This is a genomic window from Micromonospora sp. CPCC 206171, from assembly GCF_036906755.1.
GTDB classification, from domain to species: domain Bacteria; phylum Actinomycetota; class Actinomycetes; order Mycobacteriales; family Micromonosporaceae; genus Micromonospora; species Micromonospora purpureochromogenes.
Genome location: NZ_JBAKHT010000016.1, coordinates 73,585 through 89,127, shown reverse-complemented (window position 1 = coordinate 89,127; position 15,543 = coordinate 73,585). Strand labels below are relative to the sequence as shown.

Genomic DNA, 15,543 nt, shown 5'->3' with positions numbered 1-15,543 from the left:
CGCCAGCCGGGGCGACCCGTGCATCGGCCGGCGGCACCCCTCAACCGCCCTGGGCCGGCGCTCCGGTGGCCGGCTTCGGCTGCGCCGACGGGCTGCCGGGGCCGTCGCCGGGGGCGAAGTAGGAGAGCGCGTCCTGCCGCTCCAGGGTCGGGCCGGTCGGGATCAGCGAGAGCAGCGACGCCGGCACGACCAGGGGCTTCACCCCGCCGTACCCGAGCGCGGTGGCCGCGTCGCCGGAGCGCTTGCCCAGCGGGTACCGCACCCCCTGCGGGCTGATCAGGTAGACCGTCGCGCCGGCCGCCGCCTCGGTGCCCTCACCGGCGCCCGGGGCGGCCTGCACCAGCACGCCCTTGCCGCCCGGCAGCAGCACCTCCTCGGCCGTCTCGACGGCGTCGCGCGAGCCCTGCCGCACCGCCGTCGCGCCGTCGGCGCCGGCCAGCTCGGGCGGCGTCCGGTCGAAGACCTCCAGCGTGGTGGTCGGCGCACCGCCGGCGGGACCGGGCCGGTAGCTGGCGCAGACCACCGTCTGCCCCGGGCGGACCGGGTGCAGCGCGGGCAGCGCCTGCGGCATGCCGTCGGGCTCCACCCGCCGGTCGGACAGCTCGCCGACCTGGTCGGGGCTGATGTCGGTGACCTGACCGCCGTCGCTCTGCAGCAGCAGGGCGCTCACCTCGCCGATGGAGACCAGGCCGTCGCGGGTCAGCACGTAGTGCTCGCCGGCGGCCCGGAACACCTGGCCGATCCGGGCCGGGCGGCCCCCGACCGACCGGTTGCTCGGCGTGCCGTCGCCGTCGATGCCCAGCTCCCGCAGCGCCGGCCCGGCCGGGACCGCGTTGAGCAGTTGCGCGCCGACGTCGAGCGCGGTGGCGTTGGCCATCCGCAGCGCGGCCAGCGCCGGGTCCCCGCCGACGATCTGGAGCCGGGAGCCGCCGGTGAGCAGGAAGCGCTGCCCGTCACCCCGGACCAGCACCGCCCGGTCCGCCAGCGGGTTACCGCCGGTCAACGGCCGGTCGATCACCACGCGGGTGGTCGACCGGCGGGAGTCGCCCGGGTCCGGCACGTCGCAGACCGACCAGGGGAGCCCGACCAGCGACTTGCGGTCCGGCAAGGCGTCGGGGGCGCCGACGATGCCGACGGTACGACCCCGGGGCCGGTCCTCGATCGACGCGCGCGACATCGTCCGGGTCGGCGGATCGGCCTCGTTGAGGATCAGCCGTGCCGAGGCGTAGTTCAACGTCGGGTGCAGCACCCCGTCGGCGAAGACGTACGTGGCGCCGGTCTCCCGCTCGATGACCAGCGTGTTCGCCTCCAGCGGTGCGGTGTTCCCGGTGAACTGGCCGTACGCGCCGGCCCCGCCGAGCACGATCGCGGCGGTGAGCACGCTGCCGATCACGGCCATGCCCAGCCGCCGCATCGGCAGGTTGGTGGTCTCGGGGTCGCCGGAGAGCAGCGCGGAGACGATGCGGCGGGTGACGAAGCGGTACGCCTGCACCTGATCGCGGCGGGTCCGCATGTTTGACCTCCGGCGGGGGTGGGTCCGCGACGATCAGGTCCGAGCTCCGCCGCGGGCTTCCCTACGATAAGGGGCCACGGGCGGGTCATCGGGACCCCCGCCCGTCCTCCGGCAACCGCACCGCCCCGCCGGATGCCCATGATGTCCAGAAGGGACGCTCACCGATGACGCAGCTCCAGGCGCCACCCGGTCGTACCCCCGCCGCCCCGGACGCCGCGGCCGACCGGCCGGTGGTGCCGGCCGACCGGCGCGGACGCGGCCGGATCGGGCCGGTCGCCGTCGGTCAGCTCGTCGTGCTGGAACTCTGCGCGCTCGCCGTCTGGGCCGCGCTGGGCGGGCCCGGCTGGGTGGTCGGGGTGGTCGGCGGCCTGGCCCTGTTCGCGACGGTGGCGTCGTTCGCCCGGCGCGGCGGCCGCTGGTGGTACGAGGACCTGCTGCTGCGCCGCCGGCTGGGGCGCCGCCGCGAGCAGGCGAGGACGGCGGTCGCCGAGGGCGCCGTGGTGGATCCACGGCTGGCGGCGCTCACCCCCGAGCTCAACGTGATCGAACTCACCGAGCGGGGTACCCGGCTCGGCATCGGCCAGGACGGGCGGGGCTGGTTCGCCGCCGTGGCGCTGACCGGGCGGCCCGGCGCGCCGGCCGGTTCGATCGAGGCGTCCGTGGTGGACCGTGCCCTGGAGGTGCTCACCGACTTCGCCGGCCCGGTGACCCTCACCCAGGTCGTCTCGCACACCCTGGTCTGGTACCCGGCGCCGGGCGCGCCACCGGCCGCCCACCGCACGGTCTGGGTGGCGCTGCGCCTGTCGGTGTCGGACGCCCGCACCGAGACGGTGACCCGCGGCGGCGGGATGCGCGGTGTGCACCGCACGGTCGCGGCCGGCGTCGGGCGGCTGGGTAAGGCGCTGAACGCGGCCGGGCTGAGCCACCGCGTGCTGGGCCGGGACGAGCTACGCGCGGCGGTGGTCTCCGCGGCGGGCCTCGACCTCGCCCCGGCGGCGCCCGCGGAGACCTGGACGGGCCTGCGCGGCGGCGGTTGGACGCAGCTCTGCCTGACCCTGCGCAAGCGGCCCGAGGCGTCGCTGGGCACCCTGGTGGACGCGATCACCTCCACCTCGGCCCCGTCGCACACGGTGGCGGCGGTGGTGGTGCCGGGCGGCCGGCCGGTGCCGCCCCTGCTGCGCGTCGCCGCCATGGACGGCCACGTCGAGGCCCTGGTCAAGGTGGTCCGCGACATGGCCCGCCGGTGCGGCATCCCGGCCCGTCCGCTGGACGGCCAGCACGGGCCGGGGGTCTACGCCACCACGCCGGTCGCCACCGCGGCCGGCACGTTCAGGGTCGGAGATTGACGATCCAGCCGTAGAGCCCGCACACCCAGAACGCCAGCGGCACCAGCGAGACGATCAGCAGGATCTCGACGATGTCCAGGGTCCGGCCCCAGACCGGCGAGATCCGCTTGCCCGCCACGCTCAGGCCGTAGATCAGGCTGATCACCGCGGTCAGCAGCAGGCCGCCGAGGACCAGCCCGAGCCGCGTCACCAGCGAGCCGCCGGCGAAGGTGGCCGCTGCGGTCAGCGCCAGCCCGGCGGTGCCGGTGACGAGCACCGGGGTGCGCTGGGCGCGCCCGATGAACGGCCGGGCCCGCAGCAGCGACAGCAGCGCCAACACCAGGCAGAGCAGCACGGCCGGCAGCCGGCCGTTGCCGGCGAGCACCACCTGGCTGCCCAGCACGAGCAGCGACACCGTCCACAGCAGCCCGGTGAGGAACGCGTCGGCGCGCTCGCTGAGCCGCAGCACCCGTCGGCCGTCGACCGTCTCGGTGTCGGTCTTCAGGTCGTCCGGGCCGGTGGGGATGGACGGCACGGGCAGCCGGGCCAGCCGGTAGGCGGCCATCGGCAGCGCCGGCAGGGTGGCGAACGCGACGGTGGCGACGATCGCGGCGGCGGCCGCCGCGCCGATGCCGAAGGCCAGCGAGAGCAGCGCACCGAGGGCCACCGCCGCGCCGACCGCGACGGCCCCGAAGAACAGCGGCATCCGGTCGCCGACCGCCAGTGCGGCGACCGCGGCGAAGAGCACCACGGCGGTACCGGCCAGCAGCACGTGCGGACTCGCCAGCTCGGTCAGCGTCCGGTCGCCGGCCAGCACCAGCAGGCCACCCACGGCGGCGTAGCCGAGGCCGGCCATGGCGAGCACCGAGCCGGTCCGGCTGTCACCGGCCGCCCTCGACAGCACCGCCGCGCCCACCACCAGCACGACCGCCATCAGCAGGGCGGCCACCGCGCCGGGCAGCTGCGGCGGGCCGGCGAGCAGCGTGACGACCGCGCCGATCCCCAGCGTCACCGCCGCCAGCAGTACCGAGAACGTGCGGGTGGTGCCGACCTGCCAGGTGCCCGGGCGCTGGTTGGTCGCCGTCGCGACCGCGTCCACCACGTCGTCGAAGACGATCTCCGGGGCCGCCGCCGCGCGCGGGTTGAAGTAGAGCACCTCGCCGTCGCGGACCCCGAGCTGCGCGGCGGTACGGCCACCGTCGAGCGGCTGGCCGCCGAGCCGGGCCAGGCTCCAGCCACCGTGCCGTACGCCCTCGTCGGCGAGGTCCTCGCCGGCGTACCGCAGCAGGGTGGGGAGCAGGTCCGCCAGGGGCACGTCGGACGGCAGCGCCAGATCCATCCTCGTCCGGGGTGCCACGATGGTGATCCGGCTCAACCCGCCGGTCGCCGACTTCGTCGCCACTGTGGCCTCCTCGTGCTCTGTCAGATCCACCTCGGCCGGCGGCCTCGCCCCCGTGGGTCCACGACGCCCACGGGAGATTACCTACGATGGCGGGCACGTACGATGCCCACCCGACGACTCAGGTCGGTCGCGAAACCGCATCAGGGCCGCTTCTGGGGAGGAGACAGCCGTGAGCACGGTGGTGTTCCGCCGGCTTCCGCGTCAACCGGGGCCCGCGCTGCCGCGCGGCGAGGTGCTGCTGGAGTCCCCTCCGGAGCTGCCCGAACAGACGCCCCGAGGCATGGGCCAACTGTTGATGATCCTGCCGATGGTGTGCGGGGTCGGCGCGATGGCGTTCCTCTACGCCGGCCGGGGCGGCGGCATGATGACGTACGTCGCCGGTGGCCTCTTCGGCGTGTCCATGTTGGGCATGGCGATCGGCTCGCTCGGCAACGGCGGCAACGACAAGGCCGAGCTGAACGCCGAGCGGCGCGACTACATGCGCTACCTGGCGCAGATGCGCAAGCGCACCCGGCGCGCCGCCGAGCAGCAGCGGGCCGCGATGACCTGGCGGCACCCGGAGCCGGACGCGCTCTGGTCGGTCGCCGCGTCCCGGCGGATGTGGGAGCGGCGGATCACCGAGGACGACTTCGGCGAGGCCCGGATCGCCACCGGCCCGCAGCGCCTCGCGGTGGAAATCGTGCCGCCGGAGACCAAGCCGGTGGAGGACCTGGAGCCGATGAGCGCGATCGCGCTGCGCCGGTTCGTCCGGGCCCACTCCAGCGTGCCCGAGCTGCCCACCGCGCTCTCCCTGCGGGCGTTCAGCCGGATCGTGTTGCGCGGCGACCGCGAGCCGGTGCTGGACCTGACCCGGGCGGCGCTGGCCCAGCTGGCCACCTTCCACACCCCCGACGACCTGATCCTCGCGGTGGTCGCCGCGCCCGACCGGCAGCAGGTGTGGGACTGGGTCAAGTGGCTGCCGCACGCCCACCACAGCGCGCGGACCGACGCCGCCGGCGCCCGCCGGCTGGTCTTCGCCAGCCTGGCCGAGGCCGAGGAGTCGCTCGCCGACGAACTGGCCGGGCGGCCCCGCTTCGCCCCGGAGGCCAAGCCGCTGACCAGCGCCCCGCATGTGGTGGTGGTGATCGACGGCGGCGAGGTGTCGGCGACCTGCCAACTGATGGGGCCGGGCCTGCTCGGCGCCACCACCATCGACCTCTCCGGCACCATCCCGCGCGACGCCGGCCGCTGGCTGCTCTGCCTGGACGCCGGTGACGGCAGCTCGCTGGAGCTGGTCCGGGGCGGCGCCTCCAGCTCGCGGCTCGGCACGCCGGACCGGCTCAGCGCCGAGGCCGCCGAGGGGCTGGCCCGGCAGATCGCGCCGTACCGGCTGTCCCAGCAGCAGACCACCTCGGACGAGCCGCTGGCCCGCAGCATGGAGCTGCCCGACCTGCTCGGCGTCGGCGACGCGGCGGCGGTCGACGTGCAGCAGACCTGGCGGCCGCGCAGCCACCGGGACCGGCTGCGCATCCCGCTCGGCGTCGGCCCGGACGGCAACGTCGTCGAGCTGGACTTCAAGGAGTCCGCGCACGAGGGCATGGGCCCGCACGGCCTGGTGATCGGCGCGACCGGCTCCGGCAAGAGCGAGCTGCTGCGCACGATCGTCGGCGCGCTGGCGGTGACCCACTCGTCCGAGGAGCTCAACTTCGTCCTGGTCGACTTCAAGGGTGGCGCGACGTTCGCGTCGCTGGAGGCGTTGCCGCACACCAGCGCCGTGATCACCAACCTGGCCGACGAGCTGCCGCTGGTAGACCGGATGCGCGACGCGCTCGCCGGTGAGATGACCCGCCGGCAGGAGGTGCTGCGGGCCGCCGGGAACTACGTCTCCCGGTTCGACTACGAGAAGGCCCGGGCCGCCGGTGAGCCGCTCGCCCCGATGCCGAGCCTGCTCATCATCTGCGACGAGTTCAGCGAGCTGCTCGCCGCCAAGCCGGACTTCATCGACCTCTTCGTGATGATCGGCCGGCTGGGCCGGTCGCTCGGCGTGCACCTGCTGCTGGCCTCCCAGCGGCTGGAGGAGGGCAAGCTGCGCGGGCTGGACACCCACCTGTCGTACCGGATCGGTCTGCGGACCTTCTCGGCGGTGGAGAGCCGGATCGTGCTCGGCGTGCCCGACGCGTACGAGCTGCCGAACGCGCCCGGCCACGGCTACCTGAAGACCGACACCAGCACCATGCTGCGGTTCCGGGCGGCGTACGTGTCCGGGCCGTACCGGGCGCCGGGGGAGGGCCAGCGCTCGTCCCGGGCGCTGGTGCAGCGCCGGATCGTGCCGTACGGGGTGAACTTCGTGCCGGTGCAGGTCCCGCAGGCGCCGGTCGAGGTGGCCCCGGCCGAGGAGAAGCCGGCCGACGGCAAGGCCGTGGCGATGCTGGACGTGCTCATCGAGCGGCTCAAGGGTCGGGGCACTCCGGCCCACCAGGTGTGGCTGCCGCCGCTGTCCGAGCCGCCGAGCCTCTCCGAGCTGCTGCCGCCGCTGGCCGTCCACTCGACCTTCGGGCTGTGCACCGCGACCTGGCCGGGCCGGGGGCAGCTCACCGTCCCGGTCGGGGTGGTCGACCGCCCGTACGAGCAGCGCCGCGACCCGATGATGGTGGAGCTGGCCGGCGCGGGCGGCAACGTGGTCATCGTGGGCGCCTCGCTCAGCGGCAAGAGCACAATGCTCCGCTCGATGATCGCCTCGCTGGCGCTCACCCACACCCCACGCGAGGCGCAGTTCTTCTGCCTCGACTTCGGCGGTGGGGCGCTGCGCAGCCTGGACGGGCTGCCGCACGTCGCCGGGGTGGCCGGCCGCCGGGACACCGAGGCGGTGCGCCGCACGGTGGCCGAGGTGGTGGCGATCCTGGACGACCGGGAGACCCGCTTCGCCCAGCACGGCATCGACTCGGTCGCCAGCTACCGCCGGCGTCGGGCGGCCGGTGAGTTCGCCGACGACCCGTTCGGCGACGTCTTCCTGGTGGTCGACGGCTGGAACACGCTGCGCCAGGAGTACGAGGAGCTGGAGCAGACGATCACCAACCTGGCCAACCGCGGCCTGGGCTTCGGCGTGCACGTGGTGCTGACCGCGGTCCGCTGGGCGGAGATCCGGATCAACATGCGGGACCTGCTCGGCACCAAGCTGGAGCTGCGCCTGGGCGACGCCAACGAGTCGGAGATCGACCGGCGGGCCGCGGCGAACGTGCCGACCGGCGCGCCGGGGCGCGGCCTCACCCGGGACAAGCTGCACTTCCTCACCGCGGTCTCGCGGATCGACAACCGCCGCGACATCGAGGACCTGACCGAGGCGTCGGCCAAGCTGGCCCGGCACGTCGCCGACGCCTGGCCCGGCGCCCCGGCGCCCAAGGTGCGGCTGCTGCCGCGCAAGCTGCCCTTCACCGAGCTGGTCCGGGTCGCCGACCGGTCGGCCCCCGGCCTGCCGATCGGCGTCAACGAGTCGGCGCTGGCGCCGGTCCACCTCGACCTGGCGAACGAGCCGCACCTCACGGTCTTCGGCGACGCGGAGTGCGGCAAGACCAACGTGCTGCGGGTGATCGCCCGGGGTATCACCGAGCGGTACACCCCGGCGCAGGCGCGGATCGTGATCGCCGACTACCGGCGGGGCCTGCTCGGCGCGGTCGAGGGCGACCACCTGCTCGACTACGCGCCGTCCAACCAGGTGTTCAGCCAGGGCCTCGGGTCGATCCGCAGCGCCCTGCAGAACCGGCTGCCCGGGCCGGACGTCACCACCGCGCAGCTGCGCGACCGCAGCTGGTGGAAGGGTCCGGACCTCTACATCCTGGTCGACGACTACGACCTGGTCGCCTCGGGCGGCAACAACCCGCTCAGCGCGCTACACGAGCTGCTGCCGCAGGCCCGCGACATCGGCCTGCACCTGATCGTCACCCGCCGGGTCGGCGGCATCGCCCGGGCCCTCTACGAGCCGGTGCTGCAACGCCTGCGCGAGCTGGACTCGCCGGGCCTGCTGATGTCCGGCAACCGCGAGGAGGGTGCGGTCTTCGGCACGCTGCGGCCGAGCCCGCAGCCGCCCGGCCGGGGCACCCTGGTCCGCCGCCGGGACGGTCAGCAGCTGATCCAGACCGCCTGGGTGGAGCCGGTGTGAGCGGGATGACCGGCCTCGATCCGCTCACCCGACAGCGCAAACACGTCGGTCGATAGGTGGGAACGGCTCGACGTCGGGCGACCGGTCCGTCCACAATGAGTCATGGTGTGTGCGGTCTCGCGCCCGGGCAGGGCTGCGCGCGCTGGACACGGTGGGCTACCGTCTCCTACGGAGTGTCCGTCGGTGGGGTGTTGGCCTTGCCGCGGGGGAGGGCGCGGCAGATTCCGCCGCCACAACATGACGGAAGGGTGTGAAGCATGGCGTTCGAGGTCGAAGCAGCGACTCTGCATACCGCCGCGAGTGACGTGCGGTCCACGCGCAGCGAGGTCGACGGCGAGCTGAAGAAGCTGTGGAACGTGGTCGACGACCTGGCCATCGCCTGGAAGGGACAGGCGTCCACGGGCTTCCAGTCGCTGATGAACCGCTGGAACGAGGACACGGTCAAGCTGCTGACGGCGATGGACAACATCGCCGACCTGCTCGACAAGTCGGGTACGACGCACCAGGTCAACGACGAAGAGCAGCAGCAGATGCTGGACAAGTTCCACTCTGCTCTCAACCCGTGATCCGCCGAGAAGAGCAGGGGAGGAAATCATGAGCATCAAGGTTGACTACGCAGTTCTCGAGAGCGCCAACCAGCAGATGCAGTCCATCTCGAAGACCATCGACGAGAAGCTGGACACGCTGCGGTCGATGCTGTCGAAGCTCCAGTGGGACGGCCAGGACCGGGCCGCCTACGAGCAGCACCAGGCGCAGTGGGACACCGCTGTGCGCGACATCAACCGCGTCCTGAACGAGATCGGCGGTGCGGTCGGCGTGGCGCGCGAAAACTACGTCTCCACCGAGATGAGCAACTCGAAGGTGTGGGGCTGAGATAATCGCCCCGTCGCGGCTCCGGTCCGGCTCGACCGGACCGGAGCCGCACTGCGTTGCGAGTCGCCGAGGTCCTGGGAGTGTCATGCGTACGTGGAAAAGTCTCCGGCCGGTGCTGAGGTCCACGGTGGCCGCACTGGCCCTGGCGGTCGCCGCCGGAACGGTTCCACTGGCCGCGCCGGCCCCGGCCCGCGCCGCCGACACGGTACGCGGCCTCCAGTGGTACCTCGACGCGCTGAAGATCCCACAGGCCCACAAGATCACCAAGGGGCGCGGCGTGGTCGTCGCCGTCCTCGACACCGGGGTCGAACCCGAAGTCCCCGACCTGCGCGGCCAGGTCCTCCCCGGGTACGCCACCGGCGCGGACGGGTCCGCGAAGGGCTGGGGCACCGACGACAAGATCGCGCACGGCACGGCCATGGCGGGCATCATCGCCGGGCGTGGCGGCGGCGACATGCGAGAGCTCGGCATCGCCCCCGAGGCCAAGATCCTGCCCATCTCCGTCGGTACCCGGCTCCAGGCCGATGACATCGCGAAGGGCATCCGCTGGGCGGCGGACCACGGCGCCGATGTGATCAACATTTCGATGGGCGCCAAGGAAGCCGCGAAGCCGGAAGAGGTGGCGGCCGTCCGTTACGCCCTCGAGAAGAACGTCGTGGTTGTTGCCTCCGCCGGCAACGTCCACCAGGGCGACGTCGACGTCGCCTCGCCGGCGGACGTCCCCGGAGTGATCGCGGTGACCGGGCTGGGCAGGAACGGCTCGTTCTTCGGCGACAGCGTGCGGGGCCCGGAAGCCGTGCTGGCCGCGCCGATGGAGAAAATCATCTCACCGTTGCCCACCTCGGTGTCCGACAACGGCTACGGCGTCAGCAGCGGCACCAGCGAGTCGGCGGCGATCGTGTCCGGCCTGGCGGCGCTGGTCCGGGCGAAGTACCCGGACCTGGACGCGGCCAACGTGGTGAACCGGCTCATCCGCACCGCCCAGGACCGGGGTCCCGCCGGCCGGGACGAGGAGTACGGGTTCGGGGCGGTGGACCCGGTGGCGGCGCTGACCCGCTCGGTGCCGAACGTGTCGAGCAACCCGCTGCTGGCCGGCGCGCCCGCCGGGGGTGACGCGGAGAACGGCTCGCAACCCCTGCCGGAGCGGTCGAAGGACGACGACCCGGTCGTCTCGTTCGGCGTGAAGAACGGCACCGGTGCGCTGATCCAGGGCGCGCTCTGCCTGCTGGTGCCGATCGCGGTGGCGATCCTGGTGATCGTGCTGGTGCGCCGGTCCCGCCGACGGCCGGCCGCGCCGACCGCCGGCCCCGGCTTCCCGCCGCCCGCCGGTCCTGGCTTCCCGCCGCCGCCCGGCCACCCGGTCTCCGCCGGCCACGCCGTGCCGCCGGGCGCCGTCCCGGGCGCCCGTGGCCCGTACCCGCCCGCGGCCCCGCACGGCGTACCGGGTCAGGTGCCGCCGGGGGCCTACGGTCCGCCCGGTGCGGCACCCCAGGGTGCCCCCTGGCCGCACCCGGGGGCGACGCCCCCACCGCCGCCGGCCCCGCCGGGCCCCGGCGTGCACCACCAGTAAGCCAGAGAGTCTGATCGGCGACGGGGAGGAACCGATGACGGACGACAGGACGCAGCAGTCGGACAGGGTCGAGATCGACACGCCCAACGTCCCGGTGGCACCGACCATCACGCCGTTCGTCTACTACGACGGCGTCTCGTTGGACAACGTCAACAAGGCCCACCGGCCGACGCACCTCACGCCCGCCCCGGGCGGCGCGGGCGCCAAGACCGAGTGGGACGCCTCGACTCTCGACAAGGCCATCACGTGGCTCGACGACCACGCCGAGTTCCTCAACCAGCAGTCCTACAAGATGGAAGAGGACATCCGGAAGTGGATGCGCAACGCCACCGGGGCGGCGGCGGTGGGCGGTGGCGGTGAGAAGAGCCCGCTCGGCAGCTTCGAGCGGGCCAACGCCCTCGCCACCAAGCACGCCGGTCTCTACGACAGCACCCAGACCAGGCTGCGGGAGCTCGCCCGTGAGCTCTGGAAGGCCGCCAACGCGCTCCGGAAGGTCAAGGAGAACTACGACACGGCCGATGAGCGCAACCGGATGAACGCCAACCAGATGCAGAACGCCATCAACAGCGCGTCCAGCCGCGCCGGGAAGAACTGAGTCGGGGGAGGCGGCAGATGCCGAGTTGGGAAGAGATGTGCCAGCAGATCGTCATCGACGGCAGGCCCGGTGACGTCACCAGCGCCGCCTTCGGCTGGGAGCAGCTGCTGAAGAACCTGAACACGGTCAAGCAGAACCTCGAAACCAACGTCAAGGACCTCGGTGAGACCTGGAAGGGCCCGGCGTACGAGGCGTTCAAGACCCACATCGAGGGGCTCGCGAAGACCACCGGCGAGGTGGTCGCGGACGCCGAGAGCCGGGGCGGCATCGTGCACTCGCTCAAGGACGCCGCGGACAAGCTGAGCGCCGCGCAGGCCGAGTTCCCGATCCCGGCGAGCTGCGTCAACGACGTGCTGGAGGCCCGCAACGGCCGGATCACGATCAGCGCCGGCTTCTTCGAGATGAAGGTCAAGCCGGACTTCCTCGGCCTGGCCGACCCGATCAGTTCGATGGTCGACTGGTTCAACGACAAGACCGACGACGCTAACCGGGTCTACGGTCAGGTCAGCGGCCAGTACCTGGCGATCGACGAGAATCTCGACGCGCCGAGCGGCACCGCGCCCCCCACGCGTACCGACACCTTCGACCGGCCGGACCTCGGCGGTGGAGGCGGCGGCGGTGGTGGCGGTGGCGTGCCGGACATCGGCGGGGCGCCCTCCACCGGGGGCATCGGCGGCGGCCCCTCCGCGGGCGGCATCGGCTCGCCCCCCGGCCTCGGCTCGGGCGGCCCGAGCATCGGCTCCGGCGCCCACCCCGACCTTTCATCCGGCACCGGCGGCTACCCGGGCGGCGGCGGCACCGGCAGCCTCGGCGACGAGTACGGCAGCGGTCTGGCCGGTGCCGGCGGCGGCGTCGGCACCCTGCCCGGCGCGGGTGGCGGTGGCCTGCCCAGCACCACCGGCCTCGGCTCCGGTGGCGGCCTCGGCGGTGGCAGCGGCCTCGGCGGCGCCGGCGGCATGATCCCCGGCGGCGGCTCCCTCGGCAAGGCGGTGAGCACCGGCATGCCCGGGATGATGGGCGGCGCGGGCGGTGCGGGTGCCGGCCGGGGTGCGGGTCGCGGTGCGGGCCGGCTCGGCGGCGGCATGGGCGGCATGGCCGGCGGCATGGGTGGTGCGGCCGGTCGTGGCGGCGCCGGCAAGGGCGCGGCCGGCGGTGTCCGGGGCGGTGCCGGGGTCAAGGGCGGCGGCATGGCCGGCATGGGCGGCGGCCACGGTGCCGGCTACGGCGAGGAGGAGGCTCCCCGCAACACCTGGCTGGAGGAGGACGAGGACGTCTGGGGCGCGGACGGCGGCGCCGCGCCCGGCATCCTGCGCTGAGCCTCGGAAGGAGCGCCATCCACGGTCACGTGGGCGGCGCTCCGCCGTTCGTGGGGCAGCTCCGCCGTTCGAGGACCGCTGCGCCGTTCGAGGACCGCTCCGCCGTTCCTGCGGCGCCTCACCGTTCGCAGGCAGCGTCGGGCGGCAGTCAGGCGTCGACGGTTTCGGCGCGGCGGCCGGGCCGCCACTTCCGCCGGCGGCCCAGGGCCACGATCGGTCGGGCCGCCAGCAGCGTCAGGGCGAGCACTCCGGCGGCACCGGCGACCCAGAGCGCCACGGTGCGCTGCCAGCCCAGCGGGTCCTCCGCCGCGCCGGGTGGCGGCATGGCCCCGACCGGGGGATCGGTCCGGGTGCCGAGCAGGCTGGTCAGCGCCCGGTACGGGTTCACCACCCCGTACCCGAGCTCGGGGTTGTGCCCCTCGGGCGGGTTGTCGGCCGTGCGGGTGAGCCGGTAGGCGACCTGTTCCGGGGTGAGGTCGGGCCGGGCGGCGCGGATCAGTGCCGCCGCGCCCGAGACGTACGCGGCGGCGAAGCTGGTGCCGCCCTGCGGCTCGGCGAGGTAGCCCTGGCCGCCGGGGGCGGGGCCGACGATGTCCAGTCCGGGGGCGGCGATGTCCACGTAGTTGCCGCTGACCGAGCTGCCGACGTGGCCGCCCTCCCGGTCGACCCCGGCGACCGCGATCACCCCCGGGTACGCGGCCGGGTACGCCGGTAGGTCCTGCTGCTCCTGCTGCCGGTTGCCGGCGGCGGCCACCACCACCACGCCCTTGCCGAGCGCGTAGTCGACGGCCCGGGCGAGCTCCGGATGGTCCACCGTGACCAGCGACAGGTTGATCACCTGCACGTCCTGGTCGGCCGACCAGCGGATCGCGTCGGCGATCTGCAGGGGCAGGCCGGGGTCGTTGGTGCGCTGGGTGTCGGGCAGCACCCGGACCGGCAGGATCCGGGCTGCGGGCGCGATGCCGCTGTACGGGGCTCCGGTGTCGTCCCGCCCGGCGATGATCCCGGCCACGATGGTGCCGTGGCCGGCCAGGTCGCACCGGCCCTGCATCGACGGCAGGCCGTTGAAGTCGCGGCCCTCGCGTACCTGCCCCTTGAGCAGCGGATGGGTGGGGGAGACGCCGGAGTCGATGACCGCCACCGTGACCCGCTCGCCCCGGGTGATCCGCCAGGCCGACGCCGGGTCGAGCCGGCGCAGCGCCCACGGTGTCTCGGCGGGGGCGACCCCGCCGGCCGGGCCGGGGCAGGTCGGGGCCGCCACGGCCGGTGCCGGCGGCACCACGAGCGAGGCGAGCAGGGCCGCCAACACTCCACCGAGGACGGTCCGGGATGGACGCCCGGCGGCCTCGGTCAGCGCCGTCCCAGTCGGCCGGAAGCTCTCGCGCACGCGCTGAGATTACCGCCGCCGCGCCCGGGACGGGGCGACGGGCGGTCCGGGCGCCCAGAATGAGAGCGGTCGTCAGGAGGTGGACTCGGCGCGCTCGCCGGTGAAGAGGGCGAGCAGATCACCCACCTGGCGGTCGGACTCGGCCGGGTGTCGGAAGTGGCCGCGCGGGTTGACCGTGTACTCGTTGCGCCGGCCCACCCGGGTGCGGTGCAGGTAGCCGCCGGCCTCCAGGTCGGCGACGATCGCCTGCGCGGCGCGCTCGGTGACCCCGACCTCGTCGGCGACGTCCCGCAGCCGGGCGGTGGGGTTGCGGGCGATGGCGAGCAGCACGTGCGCGTGGTTGGTGAGGAACGTCCAGTTCCGGGTGCTCCCGTTCTGCGCAGTCGTCGCCATGCCCGTCATGGTATGGCCAGCCGGCCGGCATTTCCGCCCTGGCCTCCACGCACCCGGAGCTGTCCGGGCGCGGCCCGGGGGGCACGGCGGCGAAACACGCTGCCCACGTCCCGGTAATGTATGAAATCTGTATCACGTATACCTTGACGTATCTTTTGCTGCGTGTGACGGTGGGCGGCGAGGCCGCCTCCGTCGCCGGCCGGGTGTGACCAGGCCGATCTCGCGAGGGACCGAGGTGAGGCAATGACCCTGACCGATCCGACGCAGGCGCTCGCCGAGCTGCACGCCGGCAACCGGCGCTTCGTGACGGGCGCGCAGCGCCACCCCAACCAGGACTCGGTGCACCGGGCGGCGGTCGCCGAGGGCCAGCAGCCGTTCGCGGTGATCGTCGGCTGCTCCGACTCCCGCCTCGCCGCCGAGATCATTTTCGACCGGGGCCTGGGTGACCTCTTCGTGGTCCGTACCGCCGGGCACACCGCCGGCCCCGAGGTGCTCGGCAGCGTCGAGTACGCGGTGAGCGTCCTGGGCACCCCGCTGGTGGTGGTGCTCGGCCACGACTCCTGCGGGGCGGTGCAGGCTGCCCGGGACGCCGCGCGGACCGGTACGCCGCCGGCCGGGCACCTGCGGGCGGTGGTGGACGCGGTGGTGCCCAGCCTCCGACGGGCCGCCGAGCAGGGCGTCGACGATGTCGACGGGATCGTCGACATCCACATCGCGCACACCGTCGAGGCGCTGCTGGGCAACTCCGCCGTACTGGCCGCCGCGGTCGCCGAGGGGCGGTGCGCGGTGGTCGGCATGTCGTACCGGCTCGCCGCCGGTGAGGTGCGGACGGTGGCCGCGGTGCCGAGTGTCGTGCCGGCCCAGGCCGGCGATCGGGCGACCGCCGTCGCCGGCTGAACAACCCCGTACGCGACGAGGGCCGCCCCCACCCGGGGACGGCCCTCGTTCGGTACGCGTCGCGCGTTACCAAGATGCGGGCCAGTGCTTCGCCCGTTAGGGCGGGGGTGAAGGCTCACGCGGGAGGGCCGTCTAGG

12 protein-coding genes are annotated in these 15,543 nt (G+C 74.0%); 8 read left to right on the top strand and 4 right to left on the bottom strand.

The features are described from left to right. Nucleotides 1-40: 40 nt before the first annotated feature. Nucleotides 41-1,513: a type VII secretion protein EccB gene (eccB, locus tag V6U89_RS19100; RefSeq protein ID WP_334572668.1), complete on the bottom strand. Its 1,473-nt coding sequence runs from the start codon at nt 1,511-1,513 to the stop codon at nt 41-43. Between the two features lie 164 nt (nt 1,514-1,677). On the opposite strand from eccB, the gene V6U89_RS19095 reads away from it, so the two are divergent. Beyond that, nucleotides 1,678-2,859 (top strand): type VII secretion protein EccE, encoded by a 1,182-nt coding sequence (locus V6U89_RS19095; protein WP_334572666.1) that lies wholly within the window; start codon nt 1,678-1,680, stop codon nt 2,857-2,859. Here the strand turns inward: V6U89_RS19095 and eccD are convergent. Further along, nucleotides 2,843-4,240, bottom strand: coding sequence for a type VII secretion integral membrane protein EccD (eccD, locus tag V6U89_RS19090; protein WP_334572664.1), 1,398 nt, complete (start codon nt 4,238-4,240; stop codon nt 2,843-2,845). The genes V6U89_RS19095 and eccD overlap by 17 nt on opposite strands. Nucleotides 4,241-4,409: 169 nt before the next feature. Here eccD and eccCa point away from each other — a divergent pair, with 169 nt between their 5' ends. The 6 genes from eccCa (at nt 4,410) to V6U89_RS19060 (ending at nt 12,729) form a co-directional block, all read left to right on the top strand. Further along, the gene (eccCa, locus tag V6U89_RS19085; protein WP_334572662.1) at nt 4,410-8,375 is read left to right on the top strand and encodes a type VII secretion protein EccCa; all 3,966 of its coding nucleotides are present in this window, start codon (nt 4,410-4,412) and stop codon (nt 8,373-8,375) included. Between the two features lie 257 nt (nt 8,376-8,632). Continuing rightward, nucleotides 8,633-8,941 (top strand): WXG100 family type VII secretion target, encoded by a 309-nt coding sequence (locus tag V6U89_RS19080; RefSeq protein WP_088964212.1) that lies wholly within the window; start codon nt 8,633-8,635, stop codon nt 8,939-8,941. 28 nt (nt 8,942-8,969) lie between these two features. Further along, a complete protein-coding gene (locus tag V6U89_RS19075; protein ID WP_088964211.1) occupies nt 8,970-9,248 on the top strand; it encodes a WXG100 family type VII secretion target in 279 nt (92 codons plus the stop codon). Nucleotides 9,249-9,360: 112 nt separating this feature from the next. Further along, nucleotides 9,361-10,818, top strand: coding sequence for a type VII secretion-associated serine protease mycosin (mycP, locus tag V6U89_RS19070; RefSeq protein ID WP_334572660.1), 1,458 nt, complete (start codon nt 9,361-9,363; stop codon nt 10,816-10,818). A 34-nt stretch (nt 10,819-10,852) separates the two neighbouring features. Further along, a complete protein-coding gene (locus V6U89_RS19065) occupies nt 10,853-11,413 on the top strand; it encodes a hypothetical protein (RefSeq protein ID WP_179802897.1) in 561 nt (186 codons plus the stop codon). 17 nt (nt 11,414-11,430) lie between these two features. Continuing rightward, a complete protein-coding gene (locus tag V6U89_RS19060; RefSeq protein WP_334572658.1) occupies nt 11,431-12,729 on the top strand; it encodes a WXG100 family type VII secretion target in 1,299 nt (432 codons plus the stop codon). A 148-nt stretch (nt 12,730-12,877) separates the two neighbouring features. On the opposite strand, the gene mycP (V6U89_RS19055) is transcribed toward V6U89_RS19060, so the two are convergent. Next, on the bottom strand, nt 12,878-14,116 hold the full coding sequence (gene mycP, locus V6U89_RS19055) for a type VII secretion-associated serine protease mycosin (RefSeq protein ID WP_334572656.1): 1,239 nt from the start codon (nt 14,114-14,116) through the stop codon (nt 12,878-12,880). Between the two features lie 72 nt (nt 14,117-14,188). Continuing rightward, nucleotides 14,189-14,518 carry a helix-turn-helix transcriptional regulator gene (locus tag V6U89_RS19050; RefSeq protein ID WP_334572654.1) on the bottom strand — a complete coding sequence of 110 codons (330 nt, stop codon included), beginning with the start codon at nt 14,516-14,518 and terminating at the stop codon, nt 14,189-14,191. Nucleotides 14,519-14,752: 234 nt separating this feature from the next. On the opposite strand from V6U89_RS19050, the gene V6U89_RS19045 reads away from it, so the two are divergent. Next, nucleotides 14,753-15,406, top strand: coding sequence for a carbonic anhydrase (locus V6U89_RS19045; RefSeq protein ID WP_334572651.1), 654 nt, complete (start codon nt 14,753-14,755; stop codon nt 15,404-15,406). The last annotated feature ends 137 nt before the right edge of the window (nt 15,407-15,543 follow it).

What these genes read in the sequence shown, in the direction of transcription:
- V6U89_RS19045 (WP_334572651.1), top strand. Translation starts at nt 14,753, where the DNA reads ATGACCCTGACCGATCCGACGCAGGCGCTCGCCGAGCTGCACGCCGGC.
- V6U89_RS19060 (WP_334572658.1), top strand. Translation starts at nt 11,431, where the DNA reads ATGCCGAGTTGGGAAGAGATGTGCCAGCAGATCGTCATCGACGGCAGG.
- V6U89_RS19095 (WP_334572666.1), top strand. Translation starts at nt 1,678, where the DNA reads ATGACGCAGCTCCAGGCGCCACCCGGTCGTACCCCCGCCGCCCCGGAC.
- eccB (WP_334572668.1), bottom strand. Translation starts at nt 1,513, where the DNA reads ATGCGGACCCGCCGCGATCAGGTGCAGGCGTACCGCTTCGTCACCCGC.
- V6U89_RS19065 (WP_179802897.1), top strand. Translation starts at nt 10,853, where the DNA reads ATGACGGACGACAGGACGCAGCAGTCGGACAGGGTCGAGATCGACACG.
- V6U89_RS19075 (WP_088964211.1), top strand. Translation starts at nt 8,970, where the DNA reads ATGAGCATCAAGGTTGACTACGCAGTTCTCGAGAGCGCCAACCAGCAG.
- V6U89_RS19080 (WP_088964212.1), top strand. Translation starts at nt 8,633, where the DNA reads ATGGCGTTCGAGGTCGAAGCAGCGACTCTGCATACCGCCGCGAGTGAC.
- V6U89_RS19050 (WP_334572654.1), bottom strand. Translation starts at nt 14,518, where the DNA reads ATGACGGGCATGGCGACGACTGCGCAGAACGGGAGCACCCGGAACTGG.